Origin of the sequence: Allomuricauda sp. ANG21 (assembly GCF_040705235.1) — a bacterium.
Lineage (GTDB): Bacteria > Bacteroidota > Bacteroidia > Flavobacteriales > Flavobacteriaceae > Flagellimonas > Flagellimonas marina.
The window spans coordinates 146486-168670 of the sequence record NZ_JBFCVT010000005.1; the positions used below are offsets into that span (position 1 = coordinate 146486).

The window sequence follows — 22185 nt, forward strand, 5'->3', positions numbered from 1 at the left end:
CAAAACTAAACATATTCTCCTTCAACAAAAGGGTCTTTGGGATTTTTTTAAGCTTCGTTTTCTTCCAAGGCTTCCCAAAATTCATAGGCTCGGCGTAGATGGGGAACCACAATGGTACCGCCCACCAAAGTAGCGATGCCCAAAGTTTCCATGACCTCCTCTTTATTGGCGCCTGCCTTTTTGGAGCTTTCCAGATGGTATTTTACGCAGTCGTCACAGCGGAGTACTGCTGAAGCAACCAATCCTAAAAGTTCCTTGGTTTTTACGTCCAGGGCTCCTGCCATATAGGCGTTGGTGTCCAAATTGAAAATGCGTTTAATGAGCTTATTGTTGTCAGCTAACAGTTTCTCGTTCATTTTAGAACGATACGCATTGAATTCGTCTACTTTATGGTTTGGCATTTTTTCTCTCTTTTTCTTTTTTAGCCTCTCGTTTCACTACTATTTTGGAAATGTAGATGCTTATTTGGTATAGAATCAGTACTGGAATGGCCACCACAATCTGACTGGTAATATCTGGTGGGGTAATGATTGCAGAGAGAATCAAAACAATTACTAATGCAATCTTCCGATACTTTCTGAGAATTTCTGGGGTGACCAATCCCACTTTGGTCAGGAAGAAAATGACAATGGGCAATTCAAACATAATTCCACAGGCAATAACCGCCGCACGCACAGTGCCAATATAAGAAGCTAGGTCAATCTCATTGTTTACTACATCACTGACTTGGTATGTGCCCAAAAAGTTGATGGATAGGGGGGCAACCACATAGTATCCGAAGAGCACTCCAAGGAAAAACAACAAGGAAGCAGTGAAAATAAATCCCCTGGAATATTTTCGTTCCTTTTCGTAAAGACCTGGACTTATGAATCGCCATATTTCCCACAAAATGTAAGGAAAACCAATGATTACACCTGCCCAGATTGAGGTCCAGATGTGGGCCGAAAACTGACCGGCCATCAACCTGCTCTGTATGGTAAACGGAAGCTCATCACCGCAAAACTCGGAATCAATCCCAAAAGAAGTTGCAATGTTGCAAAAGAAGCGATAGGTGGGGAAATCCATGCTCTTTGGGCCAAAAATAATCCCAAAGACAAAGTCTTTCATTACAAATGCAACGCAGGCAATAATGACTATTGCCAAAGTAGACCGAATTAAATGCCACCGTAATTCTTCCAAATGGTCCAAAAAGGACATTTCATCTGGATTTTTCTTATTCTTTTTTGCCATTATAGGATTCCCTCATTTATAAGGTTATGGATGTGGACCACACCAGCATAGTTTCCATTCTCAAATGCCAACAGCTGTGAAATTCCACTTTCCTGGAGTTTTTTTAATGCTTTTACAGCCAAGGTGTCCACGTCAACTTTTTTTGGATTGGAGGTCATAATATCCTGCGCGGTCAGTCCACTGATGTTATCGTATTTACTTAGCATTCTACGGATATCCCCATCGGTGACCACACCTACCACTTTTCCTTCTTTCATCACGGCGGTTACGCCCAACATTTTTTCAGAAATCTCTACAATAACCTCCTTAACGCTTGTATTGACATCCACCTGCGGTTTCTGATTGTTTACCACAATGTCCGCCACCCGTAAATATAGTTTTTTGCCCAATGCCCCGCCGGGGTGGTATTTGGCAAAATCAGCACTACTGAAACCTCTTAATTCCAACAGACATATGGCAAGGGCATCACCCATGGCCATCTGCGCCGAAGTACTGGTAGTTGGTGCAAGATCATTGGGGCATGCCTCCTTTTCCACAAAAGTACTCAGGACAAAATCGGCCTGTTTTGCCAAAATGGAGTCCATGTTTCCGGTAATCCCGATCAATTTGTTTTTGGCAATTTTTATCAGTGGAAGCAATGCTTTTATCTCTGCGGTATTGCCACTTTTGGAAAGGCATACCACCACGTCGTTTTCCTGAATGGTTCCCAAATCACCGTGAATTGCATCCGCAGCATGCATAAAAGAGGCGGGTGTTCCAGTGGAGTTTAGGGTAGCTACAATTTTTGAGGCCACAATGGCACTTTTTCCAACACCCGAAACCACAACTCTTCCCTTACATTCCAATATATATTGTACAGCATGGGCAAATTGGTCGTCAAGCTGGTCAATCAAGTTGAAGATGGCCTTGCTTTCAATCTCAAGGGTTCTTTTGGCGATGGATAAAATAGACTTGGCGTCGTTCAAGGTAATAAACAGATTATCTAATTGTATTCCTAAAAGAATGTCTTATATTTAAGATTACAAAACTAATCAAACTATCTTTTATGTACTATTATGGAAGATAGAATACTTCCTACTTTTGATTGATGTAAAAAATATGAGCTTCAACTACCTTTGGAGGTGGCTTACAATAAATTGAAAAATGCGGAAATGAGTTTGACGGATACCGATTTACATGCTTCCCTGAAAAAATATTTTGGTTTCTCAAAGTTTAAAGGGCTACAGGAAAAAGTAATTCAGAATATACTTGACAATAAAGATACATTTGTAATAATGCCCACCGGAGGTGGAAAATCCCTTTGTTACCAGCTACCGGCCATTATGAAAGAAGGTACGGCCATTGTGGTCTCTCCTTTAATTGCCTTAATGAAGAATCAGGTGGATGCCATTCGGGGCATCTCCGAACAGACAGGTATAGCCCATGTGTTGAATTCTTCCCTAACCAAGACCGAGGTAAGGCAAGTGAAGGAAGACGTGGCCAACGGTGTCACTAAACTTTTGTATGTGGCCCCTGAATCCCTCACCAAAGAGGAAAATGTGGAGTTTTTGCGAAATGTCACCCTTTCTTTTGTGGCGGTGGATGAAGCACACTGTATCTCGGAATGGGGACATGATTTTAGGCCGGAATATCGAAACCTTAAAGGTATTATCAATAGATTGGGAGATGACATTCCCATTATTGGACTTACTGCAACGGCTACCCCAAAAGTTCAGGAGGACATCATTAAGAATTTGGGCATGACGGACGCCAAGGTGTTTAAGGCATCCTTTAATCGACCTAATTTGTTCTACGAGGTAAGACCCAAGACCCAGAATGTGGATGCCGATATTATTCGTTTTGTAAAACAGAATCAAGGGAAATCAGGCATTATTTATTGCTTAAGCCGAAAACGGGTGGAGGAATTGGCCCAAGTACTTCAAGTCAATGGGATTAGTGCCGTGCCTTACCACGCCGGTTTTGATGCGAAAACCCGATCAAAGTATCAGGATATGTTCTTGATGGAAGAAGTGGACGTTGTTGTGGCTACCATTGCTTTTGGTATGGGTATTGACAAACCGGATGTTCGTTTTGTTATCCATCATGATATTCCCAAGAGCATTGAAAGTTATTATCAAGAAACAGGTCGTGCCGGAAGAGACGGGGGCGAGGGACATTGTTTGGCCTTCTATGCCTATAAAGATGTGGAAAAGCTGGAAAAGTTCATGTCCGGTAAACCCGTGGCCGAGCAAGAAATTGGTAATGCACTATTGCAGGAAATTGTGGCCTATGCCGAGACTTCCATTTCCCGTAGAAAGTTCATTCTCCATTATTTTGGAGAAGACTTTGACGCAGTCAATGGTGAAGGTGCCGATATGGATGATAATTCTCGAAATCCAAAGCCCAAAGAAGAGGCCAAGGATGAGGTAGTGAAACTATTGAGTGTTGTGCGTGATACCAATGAGAAATTCAAGACCAAGGAAATTGTCCGCATTTTGGTAGGTAAGACCAACGCCATGATATCTTCCCATAAAACCGATGAAAAAGAATTTTTTGGTAGTGGTGCAGGGAAGGATAAAATGTATTGGATGGCCTTGACCAGGCAGGTTTTGGTGGCTGGACTGCTGAAAAAAGAGATTGAGCGTTATGGCATCCTTCATCTGACCAAAGCTGGAGAGGACTTTCTCAAAAATCCAGAATCCTTCCAGATGACGAAGGACCACGAGTATACTCAAGAAGGCACAGATGCCGTGGTAACTGCGGGTAAGTCTGGTGGGGCTGTGGCAGACGAAAACTTACTCAAATTGCTCAAAGACCTTCGCAAAAGGGAAGCTAAAAAATTGGGGGTGCCACCATTTGTAGTATTTCAGGACCCTTCTTTGGAGGATATGTCACTCAAGTATCCCATCACCATGGATGAACTTCTCAATATTCAAGGTGTTGGGGAAGGAAAGGCCAAAAAATATGGGAAACCCTTCATTAGTCTAATTGCGCAATATGTGGATGAGAATGACATCGTCCGCCCTGATGACCTTGTGGTAAAGAGCACGGGGGCCAATTCGGCTTTAAAACTCTATGTGATCCAAAGCGTGGACAGAAAACTGCCGTTGGACGATATTGCTTCGGCAAAGGGATTGGAGCTGCCCGAACTTATCAAAGAAATGGAACAGATTGTATTCAGTGGCACAAAACTCAATATTGGGTATTGGATTGATGAGATTTTGGATGAGGACCAGCAAGAGGAAATCCACGACTATTTTTTGGAAGCAGACACCGATTCCATTTCAGATGCGGTTGAAGAGTTTGAGGGCGATTATGAAGATGAGGAACTAAGGCTATACCGCCTAAAATTCATTAGCGAAGTGGCCAATTAAGGGGCCAAATATTCAAACGGATACATTTTTAAGTTCCGAAGGAACATAAAGAGCAGCACGATGATCAATACGATGATGGGTGCATATCTGTAATTCAAGAAACTTTTGGTTTTGAGTACCTTGACCTTTACAAGTCCATGTTGTACAAGCACAAAAAGCGCAGGTATCAAAAGTAAATTGTGACTAATGGCTTCCCCAAAACGAAAATGGAGCAAGTCATGAATGGCCCGTTGGCTTCCACATCCAGAGCAATAAATCCCTAAATATTGATAGGAAGGACACTTCGGAAAGAACAGCCCTTTTTCGGGATTAAAGGAAAAATAAAGGAGTATTGCCAAAACTGACAATACTCCCAATCCTATGAGCAATACCGATTTTTTAATAGTTGGCATTTGCTAGACCGCCCAAGAGTGCAAAGCCAAAGATGGCAAAATAGACAATCCATATCAACGCAGCAGCACCTAACCCGATTAGGGCCCACATCTTCGCGTTTTTTGATGCGCTTTCTGCTTCTGCATATTCACCCCTTGCATAATGTTCATTTACTTTGGAAGCGTAAATGATACTGGCTATTCCCGTAGCGATGCAGCAGAAAATGGTACTTAAAATGGCCAAAACCATATAGTTGTTTGGCTTTGGCGGCATGTTTTGGTTGTTTTCCATGTGGTTTATAGTATTTATTGATATTGCTCTAGAATTTCACGTATCCTTTCAGGATCTTGCATGTTTTCCCACCCAAAGGTTGTAATTAAAATGATGTTCAGTATGAGGTATATTACATTGAGCACAATACCAATTATGGCCAAGATTCTACCGGTCTTTACATTCTGGAGGCCTTCATATATTTCGGGGTTTTCCGCATAAAGTTTCATAGCTTTATTGGCAAGGACCAGTGCGATAATTCCAAAAATTAGCCCTAAGACCCCATAGCAGCAACATGTAACAATGGAGATGATACCAAAGACAAGTATCAGCGTTGCGTTAGGGAGTTTTTGTTGTTCCATAATTTAAGTTTTTAATTAAAAAGGTTGTTCATTTTTAATAGATAGCTCACTAATATGGCCGTAGCTGTGGTGAGCATGAGAATCAATTTTATTTGGTCCGCAAATTTGTACTTCACAAAAATGTTGGAAACCAAGAAGGCCAATAAAATTAAAATGGGATAAATAGCAGGATACATCTTAAAAGCTCCCACAAAATCACCCTGAAAAAGCAAGTGTACCGAACGCTGCATACCGCAACCAGGACACTCCAGCCCAAATAACTTTTTGTTGAGGCAAGGGAGCATATAATCCTTTAGATTGAATAAAAAAATGGTTGGTTGTAGGTACATCATCACTGTAACTGAGAAGAAAAATACTATTATTTTTGTTTATGGGATTAACTTTTCAAGATTTTTTTAGTTGAGATTGATGTATGGGCAAAATTGCGGTTGGTGATAAAGTAGAGGTATTGGACGAAGCCATTTCTGGCCGGGTGGAATCCATTGAAGGGGATAGGGCCACATTGTTGACCTCAGAAGGCTTTCCCCTAAGCTATCCAATAAAGGAATTGGTGAAGGTGGAAAAAGGGATAAAAGTCTCCAATTATGAAGTGATTCAGGTGAAAAAAGAAAAGGAACAACCCAAGAAAAGGAAAGCGCCTACCCTAAAGCCAAAAGAACGTAATGCTCCTAAAATGGAGGTGGACCTGCACATTCACCAATTGGTGAAATCCAGCAAAGGCCTCAGTAATTTTGATATGCTCAACATTCAACTTGAAACGGCCAAGCGACAATTAGACTTCGCCATTGAAAAACGCATCCAAAAAGTTATTTTTATTCATGGTGTGGGAGAAGGAATCCTAAAAGAAGAGCTCTGTTACCTTTTTAATAAGTATGACAACCTGAAGTTTTATGATGCCGAGTACCAAAAATATGGATTGGGTGCTACGGAGGTCTATATTTTTCAGAATGGGTAGTTCTATTCCGCTGGTGCGGGTACGGCGGTGGTCACCTCGCCAAACTCACTAATGGTAAGGTCGGTAATCCGTTCATCCGTATCCGTCACAAAGGAAATCCCACTCAACTGAATGGTATGCACAAACTCGGTATTGTCTTCGTTGGCAACAGTTTGAATGATTACGGTGCCATCCTCGGCTTCAATTTCATCCACCACCGTAGGTTCGGTAGTAGGGATGGCATCACAGAAGTAATTTTTGGTGACAGCATCAGAAAAAATTCGGTACGTAACTTGCGATTGACTGGGAACTGAACTTTCAGTGATAATCGTTTCTCCAACGACACCCTTATTCAATACGCCACTTTGAAGCTCTAAAATTAGGGCCTCGTCATCATTTATTTTGAACATAATATTTTTCACGCTCGTTTGTGGTGCCGTGCAAAACTGAATGGCAACGCTATCAAAATCAATAGTCTCAATTTGTAGGTCGCCATCACTGCAAGAAAACAGTATCCCTGCCAAGAGGGACAAAAAGAAATATTTTCCCATGCGCCAAATTTAAAGCAATTCCAATTTAATAGCCCAATCCAGATGAATACTTTAAAAGAAATTAACTTTATTTCCCGTATTTTTGAACCCTCAAAAAACAACTGCAGCCCATGCAAAAAGTGTATCTGGATAATGCGGCAACCACACAGGTAAGGGATGAAGTCATTGCAAAAATGCAAGAGGCCCTGGCCGTGTACTACGGAAATCCATCATCTACCCATAGTTTTGGAAGATCGGCAAAGACCGCAGTGGAAAAAGCAAGAAAAACCATTGCCAAAACCTTGAATGCACAACCATCAGAAATTATTTTCACCTCCGGTGGAACCGAGGCGGACAACATGATTTTACGTTGTGCGGTTCGTGATTTGGGTGTGAAAACCTTGATTACTTCCAAAATTGAACACCATGCCGTGCTGCATACGGCAGAAGAATTGGAAAAGGAATATGGCATTTCGCTCAAGTTTGTGGGGCTGGATGCAGATGGAAACCCTGACTTGAATCATTTGCAAACCTTGTTGACCCAAGATGATTCCAAAAAACTGGTCAGTTTAATGCATGTGAACAATGAGATAGGGAATATCATCGATATTAAATCCATTGGAAAGCTATGTCATGAACATGGAGCACTTTTTCATTCAGATACGGTACAATCCATTGGACATTACCCTTGGGATGTACAAACCGTACCGGTAGATTTTATGACGGCGGCTGCACACAAATTTCATGGTCCAAAAGGTATTGGGTTTGCTTTTATCCGTAAAAACTCTGGTTTGAAACCCCTGATTTTTGGAGGCTCTCAAGAGCGTGGTTTTAGGGCTGGTACGGAACCTTTCCATAATATTGTTGGATTGGAGGAAGCTTTTGTACAAGCTTATGAACATCTGGATGAAGAGATTAAAACTATTAAGGAATTGAAGCACTATTTCATCGAAAAGGTAAAGCAAGAAATTCCAGATGCGGTTTTCAATGGACTTTCTGCGGATTTAGAGAAAAGCACCTATACGTTGGTCAATGTGCGATTACCTTTTGATAAGCAAAAAGGATTGATGCTCTTATTTCATTTAGATATGAAGGGCATTGCCTGTTCCAAAGGAAGTGCATGTCAATCCGGAAGCAATTTGGGATCTCATGTGCTTACGGAAATCCTACCAGAAGAGGAGTTGGAAAAACCTTCTTTACGCTTCTCATTCTCCATGTACAATACCAAGGAAGAACTGGACTATACCGTTCAGGTGCTCAAGGAATTTGCCGAAAGCTAAATTATCCGTCCTTGTTCTTTCGTTTTTTCTCCTTGTCGTAGGGAAATTTACGGGAAGCCGTTTTCATCATTTTATCGATGAGTTCATTGGTGTTTTTGCCGGTTTTTTTGGAGATTTCGTTTTCGTATTTCCACAGCAATTTTCCCGTTTCACCATCACTGATTTTCACACCAATTCGCCCGTAGTTGGCATCCCCACTAAAATAATCGAGTAGGTTGAAGTCTGTAGGAACACCTTCAGAAAGTAGAATGTTCAGGTTGAGGTTCCCACTGATGATTCCGTCAACATCAAGAATCTTGCACAACTCTTGGGTGGTGTGGATATCGATATTGTCGTAGGTGATATTGTTTTGGGCCAGAATGGCATTGGTGTTTACGATGTTCTGGAAGTCCACATTGAACTTTTTCCGCTTCTTCCGCTTTGAGAAATAAGTTTCCAATGCGTTCTGAACGGCGTATCCTTCGCGTTCGGCCAATACCCTCAACTCATCACGGTCAACCACCTCTTTCAGTTCCAAATGGGCAATAAAGGGCATAATGGCCAACACTTCATGCTCATCCGTAAGCTCATCAAATTTTCTGTTCTCATAAATGTTCTTCTGGGCCGATGCCAAGGCAACGGTCAAAAACACAATCATGGAAACGACTTTCTTCATGGATATTATTTAAAAACGCACTCCAAACTTTACATTAAGAATACGCCCTGTTAAAAAGTTGGGCACGGCAAACTGGGTTTGGGTATCTACATCCCGCACCCATGTATTGGTAATGGAATTCTGGTTGTTGAACATATTAAAAATTTCAAAACCAACACTGAATTCCTTGAACCTGTGGAGCCAATGTCCTTTGGGGTGTTTATTTTTTTCGTCTGCAAAAATATAGGAAATTCCCATATCGGCCCTTCTATAATCTCTTAATCTATTCTGAAAATTATAGGGGTCTGCGTAATTGGGACTTCCGCCTGGTACCCCTGTGTTGTATACTAGGTTTAGGTAAAGCCTAACGTTGGGTATGCTGGGCACATAATCCTGAAAAAGTACGGCAAACTTAAAACGTTGGTCGGTTGGTCTTGAAATATTTCCTCGATTGTCCCAATTTTCCTCTGTTTTAAGGTAGCCCAAGCTAACCCATGACTGTGTGCCGGGCACAAAAGCCCCGGTTAATCTAAAATCAAAACCAAGCGCATAGGCCGTGGCGTTGTTTTGGGCGGCATACCGAATACGGACATCTTCAACGGTATAAGGATTCACATTCGTCATATCTTTGTAATACGCTTCGCTGATAAGCGTAAACGGCCTGTCCCAAAGCGTAAAACTATATTCGCTTCCCAATACATAATGAGTGGATTTTTGCGCCTCTACATTCGGGTTGATGTTACCATTGCTATCGCGGAGTTCCCTGTAAAATGGGGGTTGTTGGTAACTTCCAATGGCCAAACGGAACAGCATATCATTTTTCCAGTTGGGTTTAATGGAAAATTGTCCCCTTGGACTAAATAGGGTTTGGGCATTTTTCTCAAACCCATCTCCTTTTAACACCCAATGGTGCGTCCTCATTCCCAAATTAAAATAGATATCGTGTTCGCCCCATTTGGTGTGCTTGGCATATTGCAAAAAACCGGATAATCTATTGGTTTGGGCATCGTTGATGGCTTGAACACTTTCATAGGGTAAAATATCCCCGGTAAAGGGTTCTTCCGGCTGATTGTTTACCAATTCTGAATTTGGTGGATGGATGATATAACCGGCCGAGTCGATGAATTCAGATTCGCGAAAGCGATCATTGATATCCTCATGGGTGAATTTTACCCCCCATTCCAATACCTTTCCCTTTTTGGCAACTTTGCCCCTATGGGAAACATTGAAAATTAAAGCGTCCAATTGGTTTCTTGCGCGGTTGAATTGTGAACCGATACCCCGTGGGTTAACCACTTCGCCCAAGGTTTCACTGGCAAGATTGGTATCTACTTCTCCCAGCTCATAAGAGGCAATTACATCAGAATATTCTTGTTCTTGGGTATGGTAGGTTGATGCGATGAACTCAAGCTTTGTATGGTCGTTGGGAAATAAATCGGCCTTTAACGCACCCAATGTGTTGGTGTATTTGTTTCGTTCCCGTCCTTGATAGAAGACCAAAAGTGCCCTTGGATCATTCAAGGTGCCAAAATTAGTTTGACGCGTCAACGGCTCATTGGTGTAATCGTTAATGGAGAATGTCCGAAGAAAATTAAGATGGAACTTTTCTGAAAACCGGTAGGTGAGATGACTTTGAATGTCTAAAAACCGCGGGTTGAAATTACCCTGGGTCTGCAAACTGTTTAAGAAAAGGCCATTATTTCGGTACCGTACACCAGAAATGCTCGTAAACTTTTTGTTCTTGGAAATGGTTTCCAAGCTTCCACTGGCACCTAGCAAACTTCCATCTGCCCGCAACTCAAATGAGGTAGGGGTCTTGTAGGTAATGTCCAAAACCGAGGATAGTTTGTCACCATATTTGGCTTGAAACCCTCCTGCTGAGATTTGTAAGTCGGAAATCAAGTCACTGTTCACAAAACTCAACCCTTCCTGCTGGGCTGACCGAATCAGAAATGAACGATAAACTTCAATACCATTGACATACACCAAGTTTTCATCAAAATTGCCACCACGGACATTGTATTGGGTACTCAACTCATTGTTGAAGGATACCCCTGGCAACAACTTTAAAATGTTTTCCACTCCTGCATTGGCTCCTGGAATTTTTCGGGCTATTTCTGGAGGGATCGTGGTAATCCCGTCAACGCTTTTTCTTCCAGTTGCCGAAACATCCACACCCGCAATTTGAATGGCATCCGTTTTCATCACCGGATTGAACTCAAAGGTTTCGTTCGTGGTCAATATCAAGTTTTGTAAGACCACATCGGCATGGCCAATATGGGAAAAGGTGATGGTGTTGGGGACATCGGCCACAAGTTCCAGAACATAATTGCCATTTTCATCCGAAACCGTACCCAAATTCTCTGAAGAAATATTGACGTTGGCGATGGGTTCGTTGTTTTCATCTAGAATGGTTCCCAGAACGGTCGCGGTCTGACCCTGAAGAACGGTAGCCCACAGCAGTAAAATGAAAAGGTTTATGGGCTTTGACTGGATCAATAGGTTATTTTCTAAAAAAGGTACTGGTAAAAGTACTGCTGTTGCCTACATTGTCTGTAACGATGACTTCAAGCTCGCATTGTGCTTCATCTACGATATTATCATCAAAATTATAAGTGATGGTATTGGTCTTTGGCTCGTACTCCATTAGAATCCATTTTCCATTCAATGTGGCCCTATAGGTGTCAATTCCACTTAAATCGTCTGATATCTCCAAGCTCAAATAGCTGTAATTGCTCAGCCATTGCTTCTCTTTGAAGTTTTTAGGGGTTATGGTAGGGGCAACACTGTCCCTTGCCAAGGTATAGACCCCAAGGTTCCGGGTTCGGGTGGTAAAGGCCCCATCCCTTTTATAGGTGGTGGCATAGGAGGGCCTAAGGCGGTCGTCCAGCCTAGCAATAAACAATTGTTTTCTTTCTTCCAAGGGATATTGCGAGGGGTCAAAACTGATTGTAAAGTTTCGGTGTGCTGCCACGCTATTGTCATGGATGGTAACCGTGTCCTTGCCTTTCTTTAGGTTGATATAAAAATCGTCATAAAACGTATTGGCAGGAAAATACACTTTGGCAGCCCCTAAATCAAAATTATTGGGTTTGCTGGCGATGATAAAATTTTCTGTTGTTGCTTCTTCTTTTTTGATTTTTGGAATTTCCCGCTTACCCTCCACGGGAATGACCAATTTGGTTTCGTTTCCTGCGATGTCCGAGATAAGAATCTCAACGGAGTAGGACATACCCTCTTCCACATCTATTTTACCATTATTATAGAGTTCTTTATAGATGCCCAAGTAATTGTAAGGCTCCTTAAAACATTTTTGGATGCGCTCCCTATATTTTCCAAAATAACCATAATCAATCAGGGTATTGATGTAGCGGGTCTCCCCAAATGAGAATGTTTCAAAATCAAATTCGGTGTACACCCTGCCATTCACCGTTTGCTTCACCGAATACACCCCATTTTTATTGGCAGCCATGTCCAAACGGTCAAAACTATTGATTCCGAATCCGATGGTCCCTACCGCATTGACCTTATCCGCCAAAAACGAACCATCGGGTTGACGGGTGAAGTTGAGTTGTATCATTTTAGCGCTTTGGTTCACCACTGCATCTTCGGACAACGGATATCCGTATAACCCGAGTAGGGTTGGATTGGTGGCATCCCTAACATCATAGCCATAGAGCAGGGGGTTGGTAGGTTTTTCGGTCACACTGCTTCTGATTTCAAAATGGAGATGGGGGCCTGCTGAGCTGCCCGAATTTCCAGTGTATGCAATGACACTGCCCTTTGCCACTTTTAATTCTCCATAATCGGGAAAAGCCTCTACTTCATAAGACTGTTTGGTGTATTGTATTTTTTTGATGTACTCCTCTATTTCGGGACCAAACTTTCTAAGGTGGGCATACACCGAAGTGTAGCCATTGGGGTGTGCTACGTACAACGCCTTACCGTAGCCCCAGTGAGAAATTTTTATCCGGGTAACGGTCCCGTCTGCAATGGCGTAAACGGGCAGCCCTTCCCTTTGCTGGGTTTTTATGTCCATTCCAGCATGAAAATGATTAGAACGCAATTCGCCAAAAGTGCCGGCCAGTACCAAGGGAATATCCAATGGGGGTTGAAACACGCCTTGGGGATATTTTTCTTGGGCAGAAAGCTTAAAAACCATTAAAAAAATAACTCCAAAAATAGTACGGCGCATAGTCAATTCTGTTATAGTTTACGAAAATAACCAATGTTTTTATTTGTAAAAAGAGATTTAAGATACGTTACAGAACTTAAACCAAGACTTTAAGAATATATACGAAAACTATTGCGAGGTTACCCAAGGATGGTTAACTTTGTATCATACGCATTGATGTTTGCAATTATGGGCGAACTAGTTGAGATTGTTGATTCTCTGGAGAACAAGGTTAGCAAACTGCTGCACAAAATGGAATTGATGCATCAGGCCAATGCCAAGTTAAAGGAAGAATTGAACCTCGCTAAAGAGGAGAACAAAGTTCAGCAGAACGCCGTGTTGGAATGGGAAGAAAAGTACAATTCCTTAAAAATGGCAAGCTCAATGCTGGGTGGTAATACTAGCAAAACAGAAGCTAAGCTCAAAATAAATACACTGATTCGCGAATTGGATATTTGTATAGCCAAATTAGCGGATTAGACTGACCGAAATTATGGATGAGAAGCTCAAAATAAAGCTTTCCATTGCTGACAGGGTGTATCCGTTGACGATAGACCCAAAGCAGGAAGAAGGATTGCGTAAAGCGGCCAAGAACATTGAGAATCTGGCTAAAAAATTTGAGCAAAACTATGCGGTTAGGGACAAACAGGATGTTCTGGCCATGTGTGCCCTTCAGTTTGCCTCTAAAATTGAGCAAGGCGGTATAGACCGCACGGAAGGTGCCAAAGCTGCTTTCGATCGCCTAAAGGCGTTGGACGATTTGGTACATTCCAAACTCGGGGAATAAGTTCTTTTAAATAAAATTATTGTTACTGCCCACATTGGTAATTATTTTTTGACAAACTCAACACTATAACAATTAGAAAGGGTGAGTTTAAGTTGTAAAAGCAGGCCCTACCTGTATAGGGATCCTTGAGCAGCTTGTTAGCCCTAAACCTGTAATTAGGAGTTTGTACAAAACTTCAATCAATGTGGGCTTTTTTTATAACCAAATATAATTCAACATGGATACTATCATAGTAATTGTCGTAGCAGCTGTTGTAGGGTTGGCGATAGGATTTGCAATAGCCAAGATGATGGAGAAGGGAAAGGCTACAAAGACCATTGCAAATGCCAAAAAAGAAGCAGCGAGCATTATAAATGAAGCAAAGAAGGAAGGGGAGAGCATTAAGAAAGACAAGATATTTCAAGCCAAGGAAAAATTCTTGGAGCTGAAGGCGGAACATGAAAAGGTTATCATCAATAAGGATAAAAAGATAGGCGAGGCCGAAAAACGCACTAGAGATAAAGAGTCCCAAGTGAGCAGCGAACTGGCCAAAAACAAAAAGCTTAACGATCAGTTGGAGCAGCAAATCAAGGAGGTCAATTATAAAAGTGAAATCCTTGACAAGAAACAATCCGAAGTTGAAAAACTACATAAAAGTCAAGTACAACAATTAGAGGTTATATCTGGACTGTCCGCCGAAGATGCCAAGAGTCAGTTGCTTGAATCTTTGAAAGAAACGGCAAAAACAGATGCCATGGCTTACATGCAGAGCACGCTGGAGGAAGCAAAGCTCACCGCTCAGCAGGAGGCACGCAAGATTGTGATTAATACCATTCAGCGCATCGGAACCGAAGAAGCTGTTGAAAATTGCGTTTCCGTGTTCAATTTGGAATCTGACGACGTAAAAGGACGTATCATTGGTCGCGAAGGACGAAACATTCGCGCCATTGAATCTGCCACTGGTGTTGAGATTATTGTAGATGATACCCCAGAAGCCATTATTCTTTCTTGTTTTGATTCAGTTCGAAGGGAAGTGGCCCGACTTTCCTTGCACCGCTTGGTGACCGATGGGCGAATCCATCCTGCGCGAATTGAAGAAATTGTAAAAAAGACCGAAAAACAAATCAATGAGGAGATTGCCGAAATCGGAAAACGTACCGTCATCGATTTGGGCATCCATGGATTGCATCCAGAATTGATCAAAGCTGTGGGACGAATGAAATATCGCTCCTCTTATGGACAAAACTTATTACAACACTCTCGCGAAGTGGCTAAACTCTGTGGTGTTATGGCCGCCGAATTAGGGCTGAATCCAAAATTGGCCAAGCGCGCCGGATTGCTGCACGACATTGGAAAAGTACCCATGGCCGAGGTTGAGGTTGAAACCCCCCACGCCATTTTAGGAATGCAATGGGCACAAAAATATGGTGAAAAGGCCGAGGTCTGCAATGCCATTGGAGCCCACCATGATGAAATAGAAATGACCACCTTGATTTCACCCATTGTTCAAGTATGTGATGCTATCAGTGGTGCACGTCCCGGAGCAAGAAGACAAGTCTTGGATTCCTACATTCAAAGACTGAAGGATTTGGAAGATATTGCCTTTGGGTTCAACGGGGTTCAAAAAGCGTATGCTATTCAGGCAGGTAGAGAGCTTCGTGTGATTGTGGAAAGTGAAAAGGTGAGTGACGACAAAGCTGCGGAGCTTTCTTTTGAGATTTCACAAAAAATACAAACTGATATGACCTACCCCGGTCAAGTAAAAGTTACTGTAATTCGTGAGACCCGTTCCGTGAACGTGGCCAAGTAGGATTTACTTTTGGTAAACTCCACTCTCCAGCATCAATAGTCCTTTTTCTAAATGGGCCAATAAATTGGTGAGTTTTGGAATCGTGGAGTCGCCCATCAGCACATTTAACCCTAATTTGGGTGGTCCAGATGCTTTGACTTTGGCCAATAATGATTTAAAAAAATCAATCCCTGCTGTAGTCTGATCTTGTTTAGAGATGGATTTCAACTCTAAGCCTTCAACAATTTGGGCCATCTCATTATTTTTTATGAGAAAACTCATGGGTTCTTGTGAGGCCCATGGCATGGGGTACAAAACATTTCCATCATTTTTTCGAAAGATGTCATAATACAAAAAATGACCTCCGGGTTTTAAAACCCTGTGAGCTTCACTATAAAAGGCATTCTTGTCAGGAATGTTCATTTGAACATGTTGTGTCCAGACTACATCAAAGGAATTGTCCTCAAAAGGAAGGTCCATGGCACTTCCCTGCACAAAAAAGGTTTTGTCTTCCAATCCCACCAGTTTGGAAAGTGCATTGGCCGTACGAACAAATTCTGGGCTTAAATCAATTCCAGTGGCCGTACAGTTGTATTCGTCAGCGAGCATTCGGCATGGCCCTCCAATACCACTGCCCATGTCAAGTATCGTTTTACCTTCAATGGGAATGGTTTTCGCCAGTTCTTTGGAAACTGTAGCGCCTCGCACATGAAATTCATCCACACTTGCTATATCTTCTCGCTTTATTTGGGTTATATCCAGATTTTGTTTTTCAAGACGGGTCAAAATTTCTTCAAACAAGCCGTCTTTGTGATAATGTTCTGCTACTTTTTGGTCAAGATGGTTCATTGTACTCTACTATTTGGTATTGGTAGTGAAATTCTTCTTGCTCTTACTCACAGCCGCAATATTTCTCGCTATTGGCTTTTTCAAAACACTCTTTTCCCTCGTGAAAGGCAAAATAGGAAAGGGCTAGGGTACCAAGACTATCAATATAGGCAATGCCCCAAAGTTCATAGATGCCACTGCTTACCAATAGAATTATGGACATATATACACAGACCAGTGTACAATTGGCATCGGCCAGAATAGGGGCAGAGTCCAGTTCTTTACCCACCTTCCTTTTTCCCATGACTAAAGCCCACATCACCAAAATGGAAATTATGGAAATGACCACGCCCCAAAATGTGGTCAGTGGCTTGTGTCCTGTCCATATATTGTATAGGCTTGTAGCTACCAAGGCCACTACCAAAGCGTAAAATGCAAAGCCTGTGATTCTTAAAGCGGTTTGCTCAAAGTTATCTCGATTGCTATCGGGTCGTTTTTGGATGCGTACAATCATATGGGCAATCCCGAGGCCAGAAATGACCTCAATAAAACTATCCGCACCGAACCCGAACAGAGCCAAGCTTTCGTCTTCAAATCCAAGATAGGTGGAAATCAACCCTTCCAGAATGTTGTAAATAATGGTGAAAACTGCTAGTCCGAAGGCGATTCGATAATATTTTCCGGTAGCTGTCATTTTGGAATCCATTTACATTTCAAAAGCTCAAGAAAAACAGAAAACGGAAATCCACAAGTGGCAAGGAAGTTGGTTTATTCTTCTTCAGAGCTGTCATCCTCCTCAGCTTCCCGATTCAGCTTGTTTTCGAGGATATTCAGTTTCTTGAGTTTTTCCTTCCATGTTTGAAGGGCCTCTTTCTGTTTATTGATGTTATTGATCACCTCCTTGACCAATGGATTGTCCTCAGAGTCATCCGAGAAGAACTGCAAATTGTTTTCCAATTGACGTATCTCCGACTTACTGTCGTTGATTTTCCTTCGAATAAAGACCCTTTCGTTCCCAATGGCGCGGTTGTCTTCTGTTTTGGCAAGTTCTTGAACCTTGTTGCCGTATTTGAGCAATTCGGATTCTTGCTTGCTTACACCAACTTTTTTGAACAGGGCATCAATGATTTTGTTGAACTTGCCATTAATGTGTTTTTTGTTGTACGGAATCCGTCCGTATTGCTTCCACTCATCCAAAAATTCTTTGATGGCTGCTAAATCTTTCTTTTTATCGCCGCTTAATTGAAAGGCTTTTAAGCGTTCCAGACAACTGTTCTTTTTTTCAAAATTCTCGTACTCTTCTTTATGGGCGTCGTTCTTTTCAGCGTGCAAACGGTCAAAATAGTGGTTACATGCATTCTTGAACTCATGCCAAATTTTATCAGAGTACTTTCGGGGCACATGGCCTATTTTCTTCCAATCGCTTTGGATACGTTTCATCTGCGGCGTAACGGTAGCCCAATCATCACTATCTTTCAAGGACACGGCCAACTCCAGCAATTCTCTTTTCTTTTCAAGATTGTTGTGCTGTTCCTTTTTTTGGTTTTTATAGAAGGCATTCTTGTTCCGATTAAATTTTCGGACAACTTCTTTAAAGGAACCCCACGTTTCTTCATTTACTTTTTGAGGAACCTTGCCTGCCTTAAAAAAGGAATCGCGTAGTGCCTCTACCTCCTTGATTTGCTGTTGAATACCTCTATGGTTATCGGCAACATTCCCTGCAATTTTGGCAATATCGGCAATGATTTCCTGTTTTTTCTCCAGATTCTTCTCGTAGACTTTTTCCAGTTCTTGAAAATGTTCTTGTCTACGTTGGTGCATGGCCTTGGTAGCATTGCTGAAACGCTCCCAAATTTCTTCCCGCTGTTCTTTGGCCACGGGGCCTATATCTTCCTTCCAGATTTTATGAAGGGTCTGGAGTTCTCGGAATGCTTTGCCTAAATCGGGCTCATCGGCCAAGGCTTCGGCACGCTCCACCAATTTTTGTTTCTCTTCAAGATTATGTTTAAAGTCCAGATCGCGCAGCTCGCGGTTCAAGTGCAAGAAATCATAAAAGATTTCCATGTGGTGGTGGTAGGTCCGCCATACATCATTATAGCTGCTCCGCGGAACGGGACCCGCATTTTTCCAGTTTTCTTGAAGCTCCTTAAAATTCTTGTAGGTGGTATTGATATCCTCTTCAACATCGATGAGCCCTTTCAATTGCTCAATGATATGAAGTCGATTCTGAAGGTTACTTTTTAGGTTTTGTTCCAGTTGCTTGTAGTAATGATCCCGTTTTTCACGATAATCACTGTACACTTCATTGAACTGTCTTTTGGCAACCGAATTATACCTGAAATCTATTTCGTTTCCACCTTTGGATATAAACTCTTCTTTTTTGTGTTCCAAAAACTCCTGAAACTTTTGGTCGAACTCATATTTAATGGAGCTCACATGCTTGTGGATGGCCTGTACTTTTTCATTTTTGACCAATCGTTGTAGTTCACCCACAAGATTCTCCATGGACATGGCATGGTAGTCCAGCATGGGGATGTAATGCCGCTTTTCATTATCGGCATCCTCTGCATCCTCTGCGTTGGACTCATCTATTTCATCAATGGCTTCGTTGGAATCGTCTTTGGTGGAAGCTTTATCCGCCTCATCTTTGGATTCGGGCGGTGAGCTTTTTTCTGTTTTGGTTTCTTCCGTATTTTCAGCTACAGCGGCATCGGACTCGTTTGGTTCAGAAATGGGGCTTTCTTCCAATGGAGTCTTAGTGTTGTCCGATATTTGCTCAGTACCACCTTCAGCTTGCTGAAGTTTATGATCATTTTCCTGCATTAGTAGTCTCCTTTCCTTTGGATTGATGATAATTATAGCCAATTTAACAACTAAATTACCTAATAACAAAAGTATTGAATCTTCTTTTGTGCTGGATTTTTAATGTACAGACAGGTGAAAATGATATATTGGTCGCCGTTTTTAAGGGGTGTTCCAAATTTCCCAAGCCTTTTCAGCTTGCCCCAACAGCATTTCCAATCCATTTGAAATGGTGGCGCCATTGGCTTCACCAAGAGTCAGAAATGTAGTTTTTTCAGGATTATAGATCAAATCGAAAAGAAGGTGCTTATTTCCAATATGTTGATAAGGTACATCCGGTTTATTGTCAATATTGGGATGGGTGCCAAGCGGCGTACAATTGATGATTACGGTGTATTCTTCCATAATCTCTTTAGTGAGATTTCCGTAAGTAAATTGATTCTTCTGTGGAGTTCGGGAGACATAGGTACGGTCAATGCCCAATTCATCCAGCACAAAACAAATGGCTTTTGAGGCTCCCCCAGTCCCCAAAACCAATGCTTTTTTATGGTGGGGTTTCAGAAATTTCTGGAGAGCTTCCTTAAATCCATAAGCATCCGTATTGAAGCCTTTGAGTCCATTGTCAACGAATTTTATGGTATTCACTGCACCAATTCTGGATGCCTTAGCATCCAGTTCATCCAAAAAAGGGATTACATCCTGCTTATAGGGAATGGTAACGTTGAGACCTTTGAGATTGGCCTCTGCCAACACCGATTTAAATTCGGAAATATCGGGTATATCAAAGTTTTCATAACTGTGGTCGTTCAACCCAAGTTGTTCAAATTTTTTGGTAAAATATCCTTGAGAGAAGGAATATGAAATGTTTTTACCGAGCAGTCCGTACCTGTTTTCTTTCTTTTCTGTTTTTCCCATACCAATCCAGTAGCAATAATACCAAAATTCCCAAAATCACAAAAAGAACGGCCCACCAAGTTTCGGCATATCCAAAATCGGGAAAGTAGCGCTCATAGTTGCGAACAATTTTATCTCCATTTGAATCCAAAATAGGGTTGCCCATTTCGTCCATTTTGTACATGGTGCGTTTCCAGGGCCATAATACACCCAAAGAGCCCGTTATAAATCCTAAAATAACAGCTGTGGCCGTTGCCTTGTAATGTTTGAGCACGTAGCTCAGTAAATGTGAGAAAGTAACCAATCCCGTAGCGGAGCCCAATGTGAAAATACCCAGGATTTTTAGAGTTTGTATGCGTTCAGTATTTTCAACAAAGCTAAAATCACCCGAAAAGATTTCGGAAAAGGTATCGTACAGAGCGTTGACGGAATCAACCAAAAGCAGCACATAATTCCCTAACAAAATCAGAATAAACGAACCTGAAAGCCCCGGGAGTGTCATTCCAGAAACACTGATGATACCACAGAAAAAAATAAAGAACAAATTGTCATTTTCTCTGGCAGGACTCAAAAAGCTGATGGAAACACCTATAATCAATCCTAAAATTCCAAAGGGAATGGTCCGCTTGTTCCACGAATCATAATCTTTGGCAATGTAGTAGATAGAGCCCAAAATCATTCCAAAGAAAGTGGCCCAAACAAATAGCTCATTACGGTCCAAAAAATAATCGAGGATTCGGGAAACGCTGAAATAGCTCACCAACATGCCAAAGATGAGCAATATTAAAAATTGAGCATTGGTATATTGGTAAAAACTCTTGAATCGTCCATTGAAAAGCAGTTTTATTGCTTTGGAATTGAGTTTTTGCAGGGAGTAGATAAATTCTTCATAAAAACCACCCACAAAGGCAACAATACCCCCCGAAACACCAGGCACTTTATTGGCCGCACCCATACAAAGGCCCTTTATCACCAAAAAGAAATTATCCAGAAATGATCTTGGTTGATGCATGTGGCCAATAGGGTTTCTTATTTTTTGGAAGCAATTTTTTCCAGGATAAAAATAAGCGAAAAACCTATCATGGCTAGGATTATGGCAAGGATTAACTGATTGTCCCCTTCAAAGGCTGTCGGCAATACATTCATATCATCCACTACTATGGTTTTTTCCCCAAATGTTTTGGTTTCCAAGACTTCTTTCCAAGGCCATATTTTGTTCAAGGAACCAAGGATGAATCCGGTAAGCAATGCCAACGTTATGTTTTTGTAGTGATTGAACATCCATTTGAGCAATCGGGCGAAGCTCAAAAGGCCAAAAATAGCTCCGGCCGCTACTATGAGCACAATCTTGATGTCTCGCTCGTGGACAGCATCCAAAATGGTTTTATAGGACCCTAAAAGTACCAAGATAAAAGCACCGGATATGCCGGGAAGTATCATGGCGCAAACAGCTAAAGCTCCTGACAGAAAAAGATAGGGAAGACTGCCTACATTTTCGTTGGGTGGTAACTCCGTGATGAAAAATGCCACTGCGGCACCCAGAATAAAGACAACTACGGTGCCAATGGTCCACTTGGTAATCTCCTTTCCAACGAAAAAAATACTGGCCAAGACCAATCCAAAGAAAAAGGACCAGAGGAGTACCGGTTTATTTTCGAGTAGCCAGCTCAGGAATTTAGCCAAGGATAACACACTTATGAATATTCCGAGGAACAGGGCCAACACGAAATTGCCATTGACCTTCTCCCAAGCAACTTTGAGTCCTTCTTTTTTTAGGATTTTAAAAAGTGACAGGTTAATGTTGTTGATGGAAGTGATAAGTTCTTCGTAGATACCCGAAATAAATGCAATGGTGCCTCCTGAAACACCGGGAACCACATCAGCAGCCCCCATGGCCATTCCTTTTAGGGTAATAAAAATATAGTCAATTAATCGACGTGCTTTCATGGATTCGGGTACGTATGGAA

23 protein-coding genes and 1 other RNA gene are annotated in these 22185 nt (G+C 41.8%); 7 read left to right on the top strand and 17 right to left on the bottom strand.

What is annotated here, in order from left to right:
• Window positions 1-47: 47 nt before the first annotated feature.
• From AB1A65_RS08595 to AB1A65_RS08605, 3 genes are read right to left on the bottom strand one after another with little or no spacing between them, the layout of a single operon-like run.
• Window positions 48-401, bottom strand: coding sequence for a carboxymuconolactone decarboxylase family protein (locus AB1A65_RS08595; protein WP_067033472.1), 354 nt, complete (start codon window positions 399-401; stop codon window positions 48-50).
• Window positions 388-1230 carry a twin-arginine translocase subunit TatC gene (tatC, locus tag AB1A65_RS08600; protein WP_366587841.1) on the bottom strand — a complete coding sequence of 281 codons (843 nt, stop codon included), beginning with the start codon at window positions 1228-1230 and terminating at the stop codon, window positions 388-390. The genes AB1A65_RS08595 and tatC overlap by 14 nt, the downstream gene beginning before the upstream one ends.
• Window positions 1230-2195, bottom strand: a complete 966-nt coding sequence (locus AB1A65_RS08605) for a KpsF/GutQ family sugar-phosphate isomerase (protein ID WP_366587843.1) — start codon at window positions 2193-2195, stop codon at window positions 1230-1232. Before AB1A65_RS08605 ends, tatC begins: the two co-directional genes overlap by 1 nt.
• Window positions 2196-2381: 186 nt before the next feature.
• Here AB1A65_RS08605 and AB1A65_RS08610 point away from each other — a divergent pair, with 186 nt between their 5' ends.
• The gene (locus AB1A65_RS08610) at window positions 2382-4583 is read left to right on the top strand and encodes a RecQ family ATP-dependent DNA helicase (RefSeq protein WP_366587846.1); all 2202 of its coding nucleotides are present in this window, start codon (window positions 2382-2384) and stop codon (window positions 4581-4583) included.
• On the opposite strand, the gene AB1A65_RS08615 is transcribed toward AB1A65_RS08610, so the two are convergent.
• Genes AB1A65_RS08615 through AB1A65_RS08630 form a run of 4 tightly spaced genes read right to left on the bottom strand, consistent with a single transcriptional unit; the run spans window position 4580 to window position 5919 of the window.
• Window positions 4580-4975 (bottom strand): DUF2752 domain-containing protein, encoded by a 396-nt coding sequence (locus tag AB1A65_RS08615; RefSeq protein ID WP_366587848.1) that lies wholly within the window; start codon window positions 4973-4975, stop codon window positions 4580-4582. The two genes, AB1A65_RS08610 and AB1A65_RS08615, sit on opposite strands and share 4 nt — an antisense overlap.
• Window positions 4962-5246 carry a CD225/dispanin family protein gene (locus AB1A65_RS08620; RefSeq protein ID WP_366587851.1) on the bottom strand — a complete coding sequence of 95 codons (285 nt, stop codon included), beginning with the start codon at window positions 5244-5246 and terminating at the stop codon, window positions 4962-4964. Before AB1A65_RS08620 ends, AB1A65_RS08615 begins: the two co-directional genes overlap by 14 nt.
• Before the next feature lie 14 nt (window positions 5247-5260).
• Window positions 5261-5587, bottom strand: coding sequence for a CCC motif membrane protein (locus tag AB1A65_RS08625; RefSeq protein ID WP_366587853.1), 327 nt, complete (start codon window positions 5585-5587; stop codon window positions 5261-5263).
• Window positions 5588-5598: 11 nt separating this feature from the next.
• Complete coding sequence (locus AB1A65_RS08630; protein WP_366587855.1) at window positions 5599-5919, bottom strand: DUF2752 domain-containing protein; 321 nt, start codon at window positions 5917-5919, stop codon at window positions 5599-5601.
• A gap of 80 nt (window positions 5920-5999) precedes the next feature.
• Here AB1A65_RS08630 and AB1A65_RS08635 point away from each other — a divergent pair, with 80 nt between their 5' ends.
• Window positions 6000-6542: a Smr/MutS family protein gene (locus AB1A65_RS08635; protein WP_366587857.1), complete on the top strand. Its 543-nt coding sequence runs from the start codon at window positions 6000-6002 to the stop codon at window positions 6540-6542.
• Between the two features lie 2 nt (window positions 6543-6544).
• Here AB1A65_RS08635 and AB1A65_RS08640 read toward each other — a convergent pair whose 3' ends face one another.
• Entirely contained in the window at window positions 6545-7072 is a 528-nt protein-coding gene (locus tag AB1A65_RS08640; protein WP_366587860.1) for a hypothetical protein, read from the bottom strand.
• 110 nt (window positions 7073-7182) lie between these two features.
• On the opposite strand from AB1A65_RS08640, the gene AB1A65_RS08645 reads away from it, so the two are divergent.
• A complete protein-coding gene (locus AB1A65_RS08645; protein ID WP_366587862.1) occupies window positions 7183-8331 on the top strand; it encodes a cysteine desulfurase family protein in 1149 nt (382 codons plus the stop codon).
• 1 nt (window position 8332) lies between these two features.
• On the opposite strand, the gene AB1A65_RS08650 is transcribed toward AB1A65_RS08645, so the two are convergent.
• From AB1A65_RS08650 to AB1A65_RS08660, 3 genes are read right to left on the bottom strand one after another with little or no spacing between them, the layout of a single operon-like run.
• Complete coding sequence (locus tag AB1A65_RS08650; protein WP_366587865.1) at window positions 8333-8986, bottom strand: hypothetical protein; 654 nt, start codon at window positions 8984-8986, stop codon at window positions 8333-8335.
• A 9-nt stretch (window positions 8987-8995) separates the two neighbouring features.
• Entirely contained in the window at window positions 8996-11464 is a 2469-nt protein-coding gene (locus AB1A65_RS08655) for a carboxypeptidase-like regulatory domain-containing protein (protein ID WP_366587868.1), read from the bottom strand.
• 4 nt (window positions 11465-11468) lie between these two features.
• Entirely contained in the window at window positions 11469-13160 is a 1692-nt protein-coding gene (locus AB1A65_RS08660; RefSeq protein ID WP_366587870.1) for a M23 family metallopeptidase, read from the bottom strand.
• Between the two features lie 168 nt (window positions 13161-13328).
• On the opposite strand from AB1A65_RS08660, the gene AB1A65_RS08665 reads away from it, so the two are divergent.
• From AB1A65_RS08665 to rny, 4 genes are all read left to right on the top strand, one after another.
• Complete coding sequence (locus AB1A65_RS08665; RefSeq protein ID WP_366587873.1) at window positions 13329-13619, top strand: hypothetical protein; 291 nt, start codon at window positions 13329-13331, stop codon at window positions 13617-13619.
• A 13-nt stretch (window positions 13620-13632) separates the two neighbouring features.
• Entirely contained in the window at window positions 13633-13926 is a 294-nt protein-coding gene (locus AB1A65_RS08670; protein ID WP_366587875.1) for a cell division protein ZapA, read from the top strand.
• Window positions 13927-13981: 55 nt separating this feature from the next.
• Window positions 13982-14091: non-coding RNA, 6S RNA (ssrS, locus tag AB1A65_RS08675), on the top strand.
• 52 nt (window positions 14092-14143) lie between these two features.
• Window positions 14144-15715, top strand: a complete 1572-nt coding sequence (rny, locus tag AB1A65_RS08680) for a ribonuclease Y (protein ID WP_366587877.1) — start codon at window positions 14144-14146, stop codon at window positions 15713-15715.
• Between the two features lie 3 nt (window positions 15716-15718).
• On the opposite strand, the gene AB1A65_RS08685 is transcribed toward rny, so the two are convergent.
• The 6 genes from AB1A65_RS08685 to AB1A65_RS08710 form a co-directional block, all read right to left on the bottom strand.
• Window positions 15719-16543 carry a class I SAM-dependent methyltransferase gene (locus AB1A65_RS08685; protein ID WP_366587879.1) on the bottom strand — a complete coding sequence of 275 codons (825 nt, stop codon included), beginning with the start codon at window positions 16541-16543 and terminating at the stop codon, window positions 15719-15721.
• 43 nt (window positions 16544-16586) lie between these two features.
• Window positions 16587-17216, bottom strand: a complete 630-nt coding sequence (locus AB1A65_RS08690) for a cation transporter (protein WP_366587881.1) — start codon at window positions 17214-17216, stop codon at window positions 16587-16589.
• A 74-nt stretch (window positions 17217-17290) separates the two neighbouring features.
• On the bottom strand, window positions 17291-19345 hold the full coding sequence (locus AB1A65_RS08695; protein ID WP_366587885.1) for a DUF349 domain-containing protein: 2055 nt from the start codon (window positions 19343-19345) through the stop codon (window positions 17291-17293).
• A 141-nt stretch (window positions 19346-19486) separates the two neighbouring features.
• Window positions 19487-20239: a shikimate dehydrogenase gene (locus AB1A65_RS08700; protein ID WP_366587888.1), complete on the bottom strand. Its 753-nt coding sequence runs from the start codon at window positions 20237-20239 to the stop codon at window positions 19487-19489.
• Window positions 20193-21230: a DUF368 domain-containing protein gene (locus tag AB1A65_RS08705; RefSeq protein WP_366587891.1), complete on the bottom strand. Its 1038-nt coding sequence runs from the start codon at window positions 21228-21230 to the stop codon at window positions 20193-20195. Before AB1A65_RS08705 ends, AB1A65_RS08700 begins: the two co-directional genes overlap by 47 nt.
• A gap of 17 nt (window positions 21231-21247) precedes the next feature.
• Window positions 21248-22165, bottom strand: coding sequence for a DUF368 domain-containing protein (locus AB1A65_RS08710; protein ID WP_366587894.1), 918 nt, complete (start codon window positions 22163-22165; stop codon window positions 21248-21250).
• Window positions 22166-22185 lie beyond the last annotated feature (20 nt).